Source organism: Roseomonas sp. AR75, assembly GCF_005222815.1.
Classification (GTDB): domain Bacteria; phylum Pseudomonadota; class Alphaproteobacteria; order Acetobacterales; family Acetobacteraceae; genus Falsiroseomonas.
In genome coordinates, this window is the sequence record NZ_STGB01000006.1 from 473,712 (window position 1) to 487,656 (window position 13,945).

Sequence of the window (13,945 nt, forward strand, 5' to 3'; positions counted from 1 at the left end):
GCCCGGCTCTATGCGTATGCGCGTTCCGCTACCGGAGCGCGATCTTGAGCCACTCTCCCGCGGCCGCCCGTCCGGTGACGGTCGCCGCCCTCATCGGCGTGCTCGGCGTCGTCTATGGCGACATCGGCACCAGCCCCCTCTACGCCCTGCGCGCGGCCCTGCTGCACTTCTCGGATGACGGGATCGAGCGCTGGGAGATCCTCGGGCTGCTCAGCCTGATCTTCTGGTCGCTGATCCTGACCGTCACGATCAAATACGTCACCTTCGTGCTGCGCGCCGACAACCGCGGCGAAGGCGGCATCCTCGCGCTGATGGCGCTGGCGCAGCGGCATGCGGCGACACCGCGCGGGCGGTGGGTCGTCGCGCTGATCGGCATCGCCGGCGCCTCGCTCTTCTTCGGCGACGGCATCATCACGCCGGCCATCTCCGTGCTGTCGGCCGTCGAAGGGCTAAAGGTGATCTCGCCCGCCTTCGAGGACCTGGTCATCCCGATCGCGCTCGGCATCCTGCTCGCCCTGTTCCTGGTGCAGTACCGTGGCACCGGCAGCATGGGCCGCATCTTCGGCCCGGTCTGCGCCCTGTGGTTCGGCGTCATCGGCCTGCTCGGCCTGATCGAGGTGGTGAAGGAGCCGGAAGTGCTGGTGGCGCTGTCGCCGCACCATGCCGTCACCTTCTGCATGCACTACAAGCTTGCGGCCTTCATCGCCTTTGGCTCCGTCGTGCTGGCGGTGACCGGGGCGGAAGCGCTGTATGCCGACATGGGCCATTTCGGCCGCAAGCCGATCGTGCGCGCCTGGGTCGCCTTCGTGCTGCCGGCGCTGTCGCTGAACTATTTCGGCCAGGGCGCGCTGCTGCTCTCCGACCCCGCCGCGATCGAGAACCCCTTCTTCCTGCTGGCGCCGCAATGGTTCCGCCTGCCGCTGGTCGTGCTGGCAACGGCTGCGACCATCATCGCCAGCCAGGCCATGATCTCCGGCGCCTATTCGATCGCGCGGCAATGCGTGCAGCTCGGCTTCCTGCCGCGGCTCGACGTGAAGCACACCAGCGAAACCGAGCAGGGCCAGATCTACATGCCACAGGTCAACATGATGCTGCTGATCGGCGTGGTGATCCTGGTGCTGGAGTTCCGCAATTCCGACAGCCTGGCGGCGGCCTACGGCCTGGCGGTGACGGGCACCTTCCTCTGCACCTCGAGCCTCGCGATCCTCGTCTTCCGCCGCGCCTTCGGCTGGCCCTGGGTCTTCGTGCTCGGCGTGTTCGGCCCGCTGTGGCTGCTCGATCTGGCCTATTTCATCTCGACCGCGCTGAAGATCCCGGATGGCGGCTATGTGCCGCTGATCCTCGGCATCGTGACCTTCACGCTGATGCTGACCTGGAAGCAGGGGCGGGAGCTGCTCTTCGCGCGCTTCCGCCAGGACAGCCTGCCGCTGAAATCCTTCCTCGCGCGCCTGCCGCAGAGCCGCACGGTGCGGGTGCCCGGCATCGCGGTGTTCATGACCGGGCAGGAGGATTTCGTCCCCGGCGCACTGCTGCACAACCTGAAGCACAACAAGGTGCTGCACGAACGGGTGCTGTTCGTCACGGTCGTGAACGAGGACGTGCCGCGCGCCGAGGATCGACGCGAAGTGACCGAACTCGCCCCCGGCATCCATCGCGTCATCCTGCGCTACGGCTTCCAGGAAAGCCCGAACATCCCGAAGGAGCTTGAATCGCTCAAGGATGTCGGGATCCCCTTCGAGCCGATGCAGGCCAGCTACTTCCTGGGGCGGGAGACGGTGGTCGCCGCCGCGGTGCCGAAGATGTCACGCTGGCGGCAGTGGCTGTTCACGCTGCTCAGCCGCAACGCCATCGCCGCGACGGAGTATTTCCGCATCCCGTCCGACCGTGTGGTGGAGCTGGGGGTGCGGGTGGCGATCTGAACTCCCGCCCGCGCCCTGGCGTTGTGCCGGCGCGTGGGTTGGACGGGAAAGGAGCGCGGGGTGACGGCCGAGCGGCTGGTGACGGTGACGCTGGCCCGTGCCTGGGACGCCGGCGAGCGGGCGGAGGAGGCCGGGCACATCGAGTTCGGCATCGTGCTGGATTCGCAGGGCCGCCCCGACATGCTCGCCTGGGAGCAGGACCCCGAGCCCTGGCCCGCGCAGCGCGTCGGACCGGGCCAGGCGGCGGAGCCTGGCGACGTCGCGCATGACGAGGATGGCTGGCAGCTGCGCTTCTTCGGCGCCGACGGCCCGGCGGCCGACGCGCCGCCGCATCGCATCCTCGATGCGTCCGGCCCGCTGCGCCCGGGCGAGGTGCTGACGCTGCGCGCGCCCGACGGCGAGGAGACCGCCTGGCGCGTGGTGAATGTCAGCGCGCGGGAGGGATAGGGCGACTCACTCCGCCGGCAGCATCGCCGCCGCGCGCCGCGGCACCGGAACCAGCAGCAGGCGCAGCAGCCGCCCGAGGAACAGCAGCGCGCCGAGCAGCCAGACCATGCCGGCCGCGATCGCCAGCCCCGGCGCCTCATGGATCACGGCGAAGTAGATGCCCACGGGAAAGGCCAGCGCCGATCCGGCGGACAGCGCGAATTGCAGCATCGCCGTCCTGCCCTCGGCCAGCGCGGGCCAGGCGCGCAGCGTGAGACCCATCAGCGCCAGCGATGCCCAGCCCACCAGGTTGGTGTGCGCATGCACCGGCATCAGCCGGAAGTCATGCGCCATGCCCATGCCGATGCCGAGCATGACGCCGGCCACCATGCAGGTCGCGGCGGTGACGAGGAACAGCAGGGGAAGGCGGGACATGGACGGTTTTCTCCTTGGAAGGTCCCGCCCGTATCGCGGCGCGATGTTTCGGCCTGATGCCACGCGGCGCGGAATCGGGTTGCGCGCGTGACAGCGTTCGAAACAGGTGAAATGCGCCTGAGCGCCCGGGGGCGGGTCAGCTCAGCAGTTGCCCGCCATCCACCACGATGGTCTGCCCCGTCACCCAGCGCGCGGCCGGGCCGGCCAGGAACAGCACGACATCCGCCACCTCCTCCGGCGTGCCGAGGCGGCCGAAGGGGATCGAGTCCAGGATGCGGTTGTAGAGGGCGGGATCGGTCGTGCGCCGCTGTTCCCAGCTTCCGCCGGGGAACTCGATGGAGCCGGGCGCCACGGCATTCACCCGCACGCCCTGCTGCGCGAAGGCCGCGGCCTGGCTCTGCGTGTAGTTGATCAGCAGTGCCTTCACCGCCGCATAGGCCGGGCTGCGCAGCGAAGGCCGGTAGCCGGAGATCGAGGAGACATTCACGATGCAGCCGCCGACCGCCTGCAGCAGGGGCGCGGCGGCGCGGCTGGCGCGCACCGTCGCCATCACATCCACCTGCAGGCCCTTCGCCCAGTCCTCCTCCGTGTCGCGCGCGCCGAAGCCGGAGGCGTTGTTCACCAGCACGTCCACGCCGCCCAGCGCCGCCGCGGCCTGCATCACCCAGCGCGTGACCGCCTGCGCTTCTGCAAGGTCGGTGGGGAGTGCATGGGCGCCGACGCCGAGCGCGGCGATCTCCGCCCGCGTCGCCTCCAGCGCCTCGGCGCCGCGCGCGCAGATGGAAACGGCGGCGCCCTGTCGTGCGAAGCCCAGCGCGATGGCGCGCCCGATCCCCTTGCTACCGCCCGCCACCAGCACGCGCTTGCCCGTGAATGCCGTCATCTTGTCCGCCCTTCCGTCATGCGCCGCCATGCAAGGCGTGCGGGCGCGGAATGGCAAGCCGACGGGGTGACGCTGCGAAGCGCGCGATGCATAACCGGCGGCAAGCTGATCGGGAGGGGTCCGATGCCGGACGACATGGGGCGCGGCGCAGCGCCGGCGACGGTGGCGGAAGCGTTGCTGGCCGACCTGGCGCGCCGCGGCACGCGGCGGATCTGGGGCGTGCCTGGCGGCGGCTCCTCGCTCGATCTCCTGCTCGGCATGCCGCGCTTCGGCATCGACTTCGTGCTGACGAAGCATGAGGGCGCGGCGGCGATGGCCGCGCTGGCCGATGCCGAGCTCACAGGCGCGCCGGGCGTGGTGCTGACCACCAAGGGGCCGGGCGTGGGCAATGCGCTGAACGGCCTGGCCTGCGCCAGCCTGGAACGCGCGCCGGTGGTCCTGGTCTCGGATGGCTTCACGCCGCAACAGCTCGACTGGGTGACGCACCAGGTCTTCGACCAGCGCGCCGCGAGCGCGCCCTATGTCGCGGGCTACGACACGGGCGAGGACGCCGCGAGCATCGCCGCGCTGCTCGATACGGCGCATCGCGAGCGCAGGCCCGTGCATCTCGACCTCACCGGCACCACGGCGCGCCGCGCACCTGGCGCGCGCAAGCCGCGCGCGCTGGCCGAGAAGCGCGCGCCCAATCTCGGCCATGGCGCCGCGCTGCTGTTGAATGCGCGCCGACCGGTGCTGATCGCGGGGCTGGAGGCAGCGGAACCGGACGCCGCCGTGGCGCTGCGCGAACTGGCGGAGGCGCTCGGCGCGCCGGTTCTTGTCACCTACAAGGCGAAGGGCGTGTTGCCCGATGCCCATCCGCTGCATGCGGGGATCTTCACCGGCGGCGCGCTGGAAGCGCCCTTCGTCGCGACGGCGGACCTGATCCTGACGGTCGGCCTCGATCCGGTGGAGCTGATCCTGCAGCCCTGGCCGTACCAGGCGCCTGTGGTGGACATCGCGCGGCGGCCCTTCCCGGTGCGCTATGTCGCGCCTTCCGCCACGCTGCACGGGCCGCTCGCGGCTTCCCTGCGCGGCCTGCATCGCGCCGTGCATCCGCTGGACTGGACGATGGCCGAGATCGAGGCGCATCGCGCCCGGGCCGAGCAGGCGCTGACATGGGACGGCGACCGCTTCGTGTCGCCGCCCGACATCGTGCGCATCGCGCAGCAGGAGGCACGGCGCGCCGGCCTGGCGCCGCGGGTCGCGGTGGATGCCGGCGCGCACATGTTCTCCGCCACCGCCTTCTGGCAGTGCGAAGCACCGCGCGACCTGCTGATCTCGAACGGCTTGGCGTCCATGGGTTACGCGCTGCCGGCCGGCATCGCGGCGGCGCTGCATGATCCCGCGCGCGGTGCGATCTGCTTCACCGGCGATGGCGGGCTGATGATGGTGGCGGGCGAGCTGGCGACCGCCGCGGCCGCCGGCGCGCGGCTGGTGACGGTGGTGTTCAATGACGGCGCGCTGTCGCTCATCGACATCAAGCAGCAGAGCCGGCAGTTGCCGCCCGCTGGCGTGCGATGGACGCGGCCCGACTTCGCCCGCGTCGCAGAAGGCTTCGGCGTGACGGGATTTGTCGCGACCGACGCCGAATCCTATCGCGACGCACTGCGCGCTGCCTTCGCATTGGACGGTCCTTCGCTGATCGACGTGCATGTGGACCCCGCCGGCTATCCGGCGCAGTTGCGGGCGATGCGAGGCTGATGACCACCACGATACCGGCGCTGCGTCTGGGCACGGCCTGGGCGCGACTCTGCGGGCTGATGGACGAAGCGGCGGAGACCTTCGTCCGCACCTCCTTCTCCTCCGTCGTGCGCGACAACTGGGACATGGCGGTCGGGCTGATGGACAGCGCGGGAAGGCAGGTTGCGCAATCCTCCCGCTCCGTGCCGAGCTTCGTCGGCACCATGCCGCGCACGCTGGCCTCGATGCTGGAGCGCATTCCGGTCGCGCGACTTTCGCCCGGCGACGTGCTGATCAGCAATGACGGCTATCTCGGCACCGGCCACCTCAACGACATCACCATGATCCGCCCGCTGTTCCGCAACGGCAGGATCGCCGCCTGGATCGGTAGCACCTTCCATTGCACCGACATTGGTGGCGCGCCGAGCGTTGACGCCCGCGATTCCTGGGAGGAAGGGCTGACCATTCCCGTCGCGCGCATCCTGCGCGGCGGCGAGGAGAACGAGGACGTCATCGCCTTCCTCGAAGCCAATCTCCGCATGCCGGAGGAAGCGCTGGGCGACATCCGCGCGCAGTTCGCGATGTACGACCAGGCCGCGCCGCGCCTGTTCCGCATACTGGAGGAGGAGGGCATCCCGGACCTTGATGCGCTCGCTGCCGACATCTTTGCGCGCTCCGAACGCGCGATGCGAGCCGCCATCGCGGCCGTGCCGGATGGCGAGGTGACGGACGAAGTGACCGCGGACGGCTTCGATCATCCCGTGACGATCCGCCTGCGCCTCGCAATCCAGGGCGACGGCATCACGCTGGATTTCACCGGCACGGATCCGCAGATCGCGCGGCCCGTGAACTCGCCGCTGAATTTCTCGCGCGCCTATTCGAACTATGCCGTGAAATGCGCCTTCGATCCGGCGACGCCCAACAACGACGGCAGCTTCCGGCCGATTACGCTGGTCGCGCCCGAAGGCTGCATCGTGAATCCGCGCCGCCCCGCGCCGGTCTGGGGTCGGCATCTGACCGGGCATTACCTGCCGATGCTGGTGCTCGCCGCGCTCGGTAGGCTGATGCCCGACCGGGTCATCGCGGAATCCGGCAGCCCGTTGTGGAACGTGTATTTCACCGGCGAGCATGCGGACGGCCGCCGCTACACGCGCATGTTCTTCATGAATGGCGGCCATGGCGCGGCGGCGTCGCATGACGGCCCGTCCTGCCTGTCCTTCCCATCCAACGTCGCGACGCAGCCGGTGGAGCAGTTCGAGAATGCCGTTCCGATGCTGCTGACGGAGAAGGCGCTGATCGCGGGGTCGGGCGGTGACGGCGCGCGCCGCGGTGGCCTCGGCCAGCGGCTTTCCTTCGAGGTCGCCGGCGAGAAGCCGGTGACCGCGACCTACCGCCACGAACGCGTGCAGCACCCGCCGCGCGGGTTGCTCGGCGGCGGCAGCGGTCGCGGCGGGCGCGACCTGGTCAACGGCAAGCCCGTGCCGGCCAAGGCGCGGATCGTGCTGCAGCCGGGCGACGTCATCACCTTCGAGACACCGGGCGGCGGCGGCTTCGGCGACGTGCGCGCGCGCAGCGCCGAGGATCGCGCACGCGACGTGGCGGAGGGCTACGTCTGATGAATGCGCGTGGCCCCCACCCTAACCCTCCCCCGCACTGCGGGGGAGGGAACAGGCGCCACCGCTCCGCTTCTCCCTCCCCCGCAGTGCGGGGGAGGGTCGGGGTGGGGGCCGCGCAACCGTCCAGTGAACATTGCGCATGACCGCCCCTTTCCGCATCGGCGTCGACATCGGCGGCACCTTCACCGACCTGGTCCTGCTGGACACGCGCGACGGCCGCCTGTTCAACGGCAAGATCCTCACCACGCCGCACGCGCCCGAGCAGGCCGTGCTGGACGGCGTGCGCGGCCTGCTCGCCGAGCACGGCGTCGCGGCGAATGAAATCCGCCACGTCATCCACGGCACCACGCTCGTCGCCAATGCGCTGATCGAGCGCCGCGGCGTGAAGACCGGATTCCTCACCACGCAGGGCTTCCGGGACGTGCAGGAGATCGGCACCGAGCTCCGCCACGACACCTACGACCTGTTCATGCGCCGCCCCGACCCGCTGGTGCCGCGCCGCCTTCGCTTGGACATCCCCGAACGCCTGCTGCCCGATGGCGGCATCCGCGCGCCGCTCGACGAAGCTGCCACGCGCGCCGCGATCCGTACGTTGCGTGAGGACGGCGTGAGCGCCATCGCCGTCTGCCTGCTGCACGCCTTCGCCAACCCCGCGCATGAACGCCGCATCGCCGAACTCGCGGCGGAGGAAGCGCCCGATGTCGCGCTCTGCCTGTCCTCCGACCTCGTGCCGGAGATCGGCGAATACGAGCGCGGCTCCACCACCATCGCCAACGCCTATGTCCTGCCGGTCTTCGCGCGCTACCTCGCACGCCTGGAATCCGGCCTGTGCGAGGCCGGCATCACGGGGCCGCTGTTCCTGATGCTCTCCGATGGCGGCACGGTCGCCGGCGCCGTCGCGGCGCGCCATCCGATCCGCCTGGTGCAGTCCGGCCCCGCCGGCGGCGTGCAGGCCGCGCGCGTCATCGGCGCCGCGGCCGAGGCGCCCGACGTGCTCTGCTTCGACATGGGCGGCACCACGGCGAAGGCCGCGCTGATCGATGGCGGCCAGCCGCAGCGCAGCCTGGACTTCGAAGTCTCCCGCGTCGATCGCTTCCGCAAGGGCAGCGGCCTGCCGCTGAAGGTGCCGGTCGTCGAGATGATCGAGATCGGCGCCGGCGGCGGTTCCATCGCGCGCGTCGATGCGCTGGGTCTCGTGCGCGTCGGCCCCGACAGCGCCAGCAGCGATCCCGGCCCGGCCTGCTACGGCCTCGGCGGCACGCAACCCACCGTGACGGATTGCGACCTGCTGCTCGGCTACCTCGCACCCAACAGCTTCCTCGGCGGCGCGATGCGGCTGGATGTCGCTGCGGCCGAAGCCGCGGTGCGCGAGACGCTGGCGAAACCGCTCGGCCTCTTGCCGGTCGAGGCGGCGTTCGCCGTGCATGAGACGGTCAACACCGCGATGGCGCAGGCCGCCGCGATCCACGCACTGGAGAAGGCACGCAGCATCGAGGGCTACACGCTGGTTCCCATCGGCGGCGCCGGCCCCGTGCATGCGGTGGAGGTCGCGCGCAAGCTCGGCATCGCGCGGCTGGTCGTGCCCGCGGGCGCGGGCGTCGCCTCCGCCTTCGGCTTCCTCGCCGCGCCAATCAGCTTCTCGCTCCTGCGCGGGCAGGTGGCGGCGCTCGCCACGCTCGACCTGGATGCGCTGCGCGCGATGCTCGCCGGCATGGAAACCGAAGGTCGCGCGCTGGTCGCGCAGGCCGGCGTGGAGGCCGCGGAGATTCGCGTCCGTGCTGCCATGCGCTATGCGGGACAGGGCTACCAGGTGGAGGCCGACGTCACCGCGCTCGATCGCGACGCGCTGCGAACCGCCTTCGAGGCGGAATACCGCCGGCTCTATGGCCGCGTCGAAAGCAACCTGCCGGTGGAATGCGTCGGGTGGCGCGTCACCGTCAGCGGCCCGACGCCGCAACTCGATCTCGCCGCCGCGCCCGCTGTGCATGGCAGCGCAGGCAAGGGCACGCGCCCCGCCTGGTTCGGCGGCCGCTTCCTCGAGGCCATGGTGCATGATCGCGGCGCCCTCGCCGCCGGCGATACCATCGTTGGCCCGGCGCTGATCGAGGAACGCGAGAGCACCCTGGTGCTGCCGCCCGGCGCGACGGCCCGCTGCGATGCCGCGCGCAACCTCGTGGTGACGGTCGGATAGGCGCGCCGGGGGCGTTCCCTGCGGGGCTACACCGCCGTCCGCCACTCCGAATGGGCGTCGGTCGTGCCGCGCACGACCGCTTCGTAGGCCGTCTGCAGGCGACGTGTCGTCGCGCCCGGCTTGCCGTCGCCGACGGGCAGGCGGTCCACGCTGGTCACCGCGACCAGTTCCTGCCCGGTGCCGCACAGAAACACCTCGTCGGCGATGTAGAGCTCCGTGCGGTCCACCTCGCGTTCCTCGAGCGGGATGGCATGTTCGCGGGCCAGGGTCATCACCGTGTCGCGCGTGATGCTTTCCAGGATGTCGCTGCCGCGATGCGGCGTCACCAGCACGCCGTCGCGCACCAGGAACAGGCAGGCGGCCGCCGCTTCGCTGACCTTGCCGCGCTGCGTCAGCAGCAGCGCGCTGTCATAGCCGTCGGCCTTGGCCTGCAGCGTGGCCAGGCGCGAGGCGTGGTAGTTCGCGCTCGCCTTTATCCGTGGCGGCATCGCGTTGTCCGGCAGCCGGGTCCAGGAGGAGACGGTCGCGGCGAGTCCCGTGGCGAATTTCGTGCTGCGCTCGCGCGGCAGGGCGGCGGCGATCCAGCCGACCGGTCCGGTGGTGGCCATCATGCCCATCGCCTCGATCTGCACCTGCACGCGCAGATAGGCGTCCTCATCCGGCGCGTTCAGCCGGATCACCTCCAGCACCGCATCGCGCAGCGTGTCCTTGGAAGGCGGGTCGGCCAGGCGCAGCACCTTCATGCCCTGCGCCAGCCGATCCAGGTGCTCGTCCAGCCGGAACACGGTGAAGGACCCGCTGGGGTGCCGATAGGCGCGCAGCCCCTCGAACACCGCGATGCCGAATGCGACGCCAAGCGCCAGTGGATGGATCCGCGCTTCCTCGAAGGGGATCGCCTTGCCGTTGTGGATGATGGTGTGCGCCTGCCACATGGACCCTTGCCGCCAGCTTGTGCGGGGGCGATCCTTGCGCCGAGGGCGGGGCGCGACAAGCCGCCCGCAGGGAATGCCAGGATGTCCGCATGGCCGTGATCGCCAGCACCGCCGATCCGCGATCCGAAACGTATCGCGCGAATGCCGCCGCGATGGACACGCTGGCGGCGGGCCTGCGCGCAACAGTGGAACGCATCCGCGAAGGTGGCGGCGAGGTCGCGCGCAAGCGCCATCTGGACCGTGGCAAGCTGCTGCCGCGGGAACGCATCCGCACCCTGCTCGACGCCGCCTCGCCCTTCCTCGAATTCTCCCAACTGGCGGCGCAAGGGATGTACGGAGAGGAGATCCCGGCCGCCGGCATCATCACCGGCATCGGCCGCGTCTCGGGCCGCGAATGCGTGATCGTCGCGAACGACGCGACGGTGAAGGGCGGCACCTACTACCCGATCACGGTGAAGAAGCATCTGCGCGCGCAGGAGATCGCAGAGCAGAACCGGCTGCCCTGCCTCTACCTCGTGGATTCCGGCGGCGCGAACCTGCCGAACCAGGACGAGGTCTTCCCCGACCGCGACCATTTCGGCCGCATCTTCTTCAACCAGGCGCGGATGAGCGCGGCGGGCGTTCCGCAGATCGCGGTGGTGATGGGAAGCTGCACCGCGGGCGGCGCCTATGTGCCGGCGATGTCCGACCAGGCGATCATCGTGCGCAACCAGGGCACCATCTTCCTCGGCGGCCCGCCGCTGGTGAAGGCCGCGACGGGCGAGGTGGTGACGGCGGAGGATCTCGGCGGCGGCGACCTGCACAGCCGCACCTCCGGCGTCACGGACCACCTGGCGGAGAGCGACGCACATGCGCTGGGCCTCGCGCGGCGCATCGTGGCCGGGTTGAACCGCGCGAAGGCCGCGGGCACCGACGATCCCGCGCCGCCCCGCGCGCCGCTGTACGAAGGCATTGGCGGCGTGATCCCTGCCGACATCCGCGAGCCCTATGACGTGCGGGAAGTGGTTGCCCGCCTCGTGGACGGGTCCGAGTTCGACGAGTTCAAGCCGCTCTACGGCCCCACGCTCGTCACGGGGTTCGCGCGCATCTGGGGCTATCGCGTCGGCATCGTCGCCAATAACGGAGTCCTGTTCAGCGAGAGCGCGCAGAAGGGCGCGCATTTCATCGAGCTCTGCGACCAGCGCGGCATCCCGCTGGTCTTCCTGCAGAACATAACCGGCTTCATGGTCGGCCGGAAATACGAGGCCGGCGGTATCGCCAAGGATGGCGCCAAGATGGTGACGGCGGTCGCCACCGCGCGCGTGCCGAAGTTCACGGTGATCATCGGCGGCAGTTTCGGCGCGGGCAATTACGGCATGTGCGGCCGCGCCTATTCGCCGCGCTTCCTGTTCATGTGGCCGAATGCGCGCATCAGCGTCATGGGCGGCACCCAGGCGGCGAGCGTGCTGTCGCAGATCCGGCGCGATGCGCTGGAAGCGCGCGGCCAGCAATGGCCGGAAGACGACGAACGAAAATTCAAGGCGCCGATCGAGGCGCAGTACGAGGCGCAGGGCAACCCGACCTATGCCAGCGCGCGACTGTGGGACGATGGCGTGATCGCGCCCGAGGATACGCGCATGGTGCTGGCGCTGTGCCTCTCGGCTTCGCGCAACAACCCCGTCGCGGGCTGGGCGGGGGAGGCGCGCTTCGGCGCGTTCCGGATGTGAGGCAAGTGGCGCGCATACCCCCACCCCGACCCTCCCCCGCTCCGCGGGAGAGGGAGTGTGTCGCTCCGGCCCAACAGACTCCCTCTCCCGCTTGCGGGGGAGGGTTGGGGTGGGGGGCCTCCGCTCCATGACCTTCTCCACCCTCCTCATCGCCAACCGCGGCGAGATCGCCTGCCGCGTCATCCGCACCGCGCGGCGCATGGGCCTGCGCACCGTCGCCGTCTTCTCCGATGCCGATGCCGATGCGATGCATGTCGCGCTTGCCGACGCCGCGATCCGCATCGGCCCCGCCCCCGCGCGCGAAAGCTATCTCAGCATCCCCGCGCTCCTCTCCGCCGCGCGCGAGGCCGGCGCGGAGGCCATCCATCCCGGCTACGGCTTCCTCTCCGAGAATGCCGACTTCGCCGAGGCCTGTGCGCAGGCCGGCATCGTCTTCGTCGGCCCGCCGCCCGCCGCGATCCGCGCCATGGGCAGCAAGGCCGCGGCGAAGGCGCTGATGGAGCAGGCCGGCGTGCCGCTCGTGCCCGGCTACCACGGCGACGACCAATCGGACGCCACGTTGCGCGACGCCGCCGCGCGCATCGGCTTCCCGATCCTGGTCAAGGCCAGCGCCGGCGGCGGCGGCAAGGGCATGAAGATCGCGGCCGATGCCGCGGCGCTCGAGGAAGCCATCGCACTCGCGCGCGGCGAGGCCAGCGCCGCCTTCGGCGACGACCGCCTGCTGCTGGAACGCTACCTGACGAAGCCGCGCCACATCGAGATTCAGGTTTTCGGCGACACCCACGGCAACGTCGTCAGCCTGTTCGAGCGCGACTGCTCCATCCAGCGCCGCCACCAGAAGGTCGTGGAGGAAGCGCCCGCGCCCGGCATGACGCCGGAACGCCGCGCCGCCATGGGCAAGGCCGCCTGCGACGCCGCGCGCGCCATCGGCTATGTCGGCGCCGGCACGGTCGAGTTCATCGCGGAGGGCAACACCTTCGCCTTCATGGAGATGAACACCCGTCTGCAGGTGGAACACCCTGTCACGGAAGCCATCACGGGCCTCGACCTGGTCGAATGGCAGTTGCGCGTCGCCGCCGGCGAGCCCCTGCCGACCCTGCAACCCGCGATCACGGGTCACGCCATCGAGGTCCGCCTTTACGCCGAGGATCCCGCCCGCGATTTCGCGCCCAGTGTCGGCATGCTGAAGCACCTGGCGCTGCCGCAGGGCGCGGGAATCCGCGTGGATGCCGGCGTGCGCACGGGCGACGCCATCCCGATCCACTACGACCCGATGATCGCCAAGATCATCGCCCATGGCGCGGACCGCGAGGAAGCGCGCCGCCGCCTGCTGCGCGCCGTCACGCAGACGGAAGTCGCGGGCGTGCGCACCAACCTGCCGCTGCTGCGCGCGATCCTCGCCAACCCGGATTTCACCGCGGCCGATCTCGACACCGGCTTCATCGCCCGCAATGCCGAGACGCTGCTCGCCCCCGCGCCGTCCGCGCCGCGCGCCGCACGCGCCGCCGCCGTGCTGCGCCTGCTGCGCGACGAGCCCGTGACCGATCCCGCGGACCCGCACTCGCCCTGGGGCCTGGCCAATGCCTGGCGGCTCAATGGCGAAGGCTGGCAGAATTTTTCGCTTGTGGATGGCGAGGCGACGCACATCATCCGCGCGCATCTCGGTGCGGCCGTCACCCTCGACCTCCCCGATGGCCCTGCGCGCATCGAAGGCGCACGCCACGATGGCGACGCGCTGTCCTTCCGCCTGGACGGCAACGCCATCCGCGCGCGCGTGCTGCGGGATGGCGATGCGCTCTCCGTCATCCTCGACGGCGCGACGCATGAGCTGCGCCACCGCGATCCGCGCGCCCCTTCGGGCATCGCCGACAGCGCCGGCGGGCGCGTCATCGCGCCGATGCCGGGCCGCGTGCTGCATATCCTCGTCGCACCCGGCGATGCCGTCGCGCGCGGCGCCGTGCTGCTGGTGATCGAGGCGATGAAGGTGCAGATGCGCATCACCGCGCCGGCCGAGGGCATCGTCGCCGCGATCCGCTGCGCCGTGGGCGAGCTGGTGGAGGATGGCGCCGAGCTCGTGACGCTCGAGGCCCCGCCGGGCTGAGTCGCACCGCGAAACCT

General features: G+C 70.8%; 10 protein-coding genes. 7 read left to right on the forward strand and 3 right to left on the reverse strand.

Annotation, left to right across the window (positions count from 1 at the left end; translation table 11 throughout):
* Positions 1–44: 44 nt before the first annotated feature.
* Both E4T13_RS26830 and E4T13_RS26835 read left to right on the forward strand, forming a co-directional pair.
* The gene (locus E4T13_RS26830; RefSeq protein ID WP_240791313.1) at positions 45–1,919 is read left to right on the forward strand and encodes a potassium transporter Kup; all 1,875 of its coding nucleotides are present in this window, start codon (positions 45–47) and stop codon (positions 1,917–1,919) included.
* Positions 1,920–1,979: 60 nt separating this feature from the next.
* Positions 1,980–2,366 (forward strand): hypothetical protein, encoded by a 387-nt coding sequence (locus tag E4T13_RS26835; protein ID WP_137181413.1) that lies wholly within the window; start codon positions 1,980–1,982, stop codon positions 2,364–2,366.
* Positions 2,367–2,372: 6 nt separating this feature from the next.
* Here E4T13_RS26835 and E4T13_RS26840 read toward each other — a convergent pair whose 3' ends face one another.
* Both E4T13_RS26840 and E4T13_RS26845 read right to left on the reverse strand, forming a co-directional pair.
* On the reverse strand, positions 2,373–2,780 hold the full coding sequence (locus E4T13_RS26840; protein WP_137181414.1) for a cytochrome-c oxidase: 408 nt from the start codon (positions 2,778–2,780) through the stop codon (positions 2,373–2,375).
* Positions 2,781–2,916: 136 nt separating this feature from the next.
* Entirely contained in the window at positions 2,917–3,663 is a 747-nt protein-coding gene (locus E4T13_RS26845) for an SDR family NAD(P)-dependent oxidoreductase (RefSeq protein ID WP_137181415.1), read from the reverse strand.
* Between the two features lie 123 nt (positions 3,664–3,786).
* Here E4T13_RS26845 and E4T13_RS26850 point away from each other — a divergent pair, with 123 nt between their 5' ends.
* From E4T13_RS26850 to E4T13_RS26860, 3 genes are all read left to right on the forward strand, one after another.
* The gene (locus tag E4T13_RS26850; RefSeq protein WP_170985272.1) at positions 3,787–5,403 is read left to right on the forward strand and encodes a thiamine pyrophosphate-binding protein; all 1,617 of its coding nucleotides are present in this window, start codon (positions 3,787–3,789) and stop codon (positions 5,401–5,403) included.
* Complete coding sequence (locus E4T13_RS26855; protein WP_137181417.1) at positions 5,403–6,998, forward strand: hydantoinase B/oxoprolinase family protein; 1,596 nt, start codon at positions 5,403–5,405, stop codon at positions 6,996–6,998. The genes E4T13_RS26850 and E4T13_RS26855 overlap by 1 nt, the downstream gene beginning before the upstream one ends.
* A 139-nt stretch (positions 6,999–7,137) precedes the next feature.
* Positions 7,138–9,189, forward strand: coding sequence for a hydantoinase/oxoprolinase family protein (locus E4T13_RS26860; RefSeq protein ID WP_137181418.1), 2,052 nt, complete (start codon positions 7,138–7,140; stop codon positions 9,187–9,189).
* A gap of 26 nt (positions 9,190–9,215) precedes the next feature.
* Here E4T13_RS26860 and E4T13_RS26865 read toward each other — a convergent pair whose 3' ends face one another.
* The gene (locus E4T13_RS26865; RefSeq protein WP_137181419.1) at positions 9,216–10,121 is read right to left on the reverse strand and encodes a branched-chain amino acid transaminase; all 906 of its coding nucleotides are present in this window, start codon (positions 10,119–10,121) and stop codon (positions 9,216–9,218) included.
* An 89-nt stretch (positions 10,122–10,210) separates the two neighbouring features.
* Here E4T13_RS26865 and E4T13_RS26870 point away from each other — a divergent pair, with 89 nt between their 5' ends.
* Both E4T13_RS26870 and E4T13_RS26875 read left to right on the forward strand, forming a co-directional pair.
* Positions 10,211–11,827: a carboxyl transferase domain-containing protein gene (locus E4T13_RS26870; RefSeq protein ID WP_137181420.1), complete on the forward strand. Its 1,617-nt coding sequence runs from the start codon at positions 10,211–10,213 to the stop codon at positions 11,825–11,827.
* A 127-nt stretch (positions 11,828–11,954) separates the two neighbouring features.
* A complete protein-coding gene (locus E4T13_RS26875) occupies positions 11,955–13,928 on the forward strand; it encodes an acetyl-CoA carboxylase biotin carboxylase subunit (protein WP_137181421.1) in 1,974 nt (657 codons plus the stop codon).
* The last annotated feature ends 17 nt before the right edge of the window (positions 13,929–13,945 follow it).

Excerpts from the sequence above, each read along its gene's own strand:
- E4T13_RS26840 (WP_137181414.1), bottom strand. The coding sequence starts at position 2,780 with ATGTCCCGCCTTCCCCTGCTGTTCCTCGTCACCGCCGCGACCTGCATG.
- E4T13_RS26845 (WP_137181415.1), bottom strand. The coding sequence starts at position 3,663 with ATGACGGCATTCACGGGCAAGCGCGTGCTGGTGGCGGGCGGTAGCAAG.
- E4T13_RS26850 (WP_170985272.1), top strand. The coding sequence starts at position 3,787 with ATGCCGGACGACATGGGGCGCGGCGCAGCGCCGGCGACGGTGGCGGAA.
- E4T13_RS26855 (WP_137181417.1), top strand. The coding sequence starts at position 5,403 with ATGACCACCACGATACCGGCGCTGCGTCTGGGCACGGCCTGGGCGCGA.
- E4T13_RS26860 (WP_137181418.1), top strand. The coding sequence starts at position 7,138 with ATGACCGCCCCTTTCCGCATCGGCGTCGACATCGGCGGCACCTTCACC.
- E4T13_RS26865 (WP_137181419.1), bottom strand. The coding sequence starts at position 10,121 with ATGTGGCAGGCGCACACCATCATCCACAACGGCAAGGCGATCCCCTTC.
- E4T13_RS26870 (WP_137181420.1), top strand. The coding sequence starts at position 10,211 with ATGGCCGTGATCGCCAGCACCGCCGATCCGCGATCCGAAACGTATCGC.
- E4T13_RS26875 (WP_137181421.1), top strand. The coding sequence starts at position 11,955 with ATGACCTTCTCCACCCTCCTCATCGCCAACCGCGGCGAGATCGCCTGC.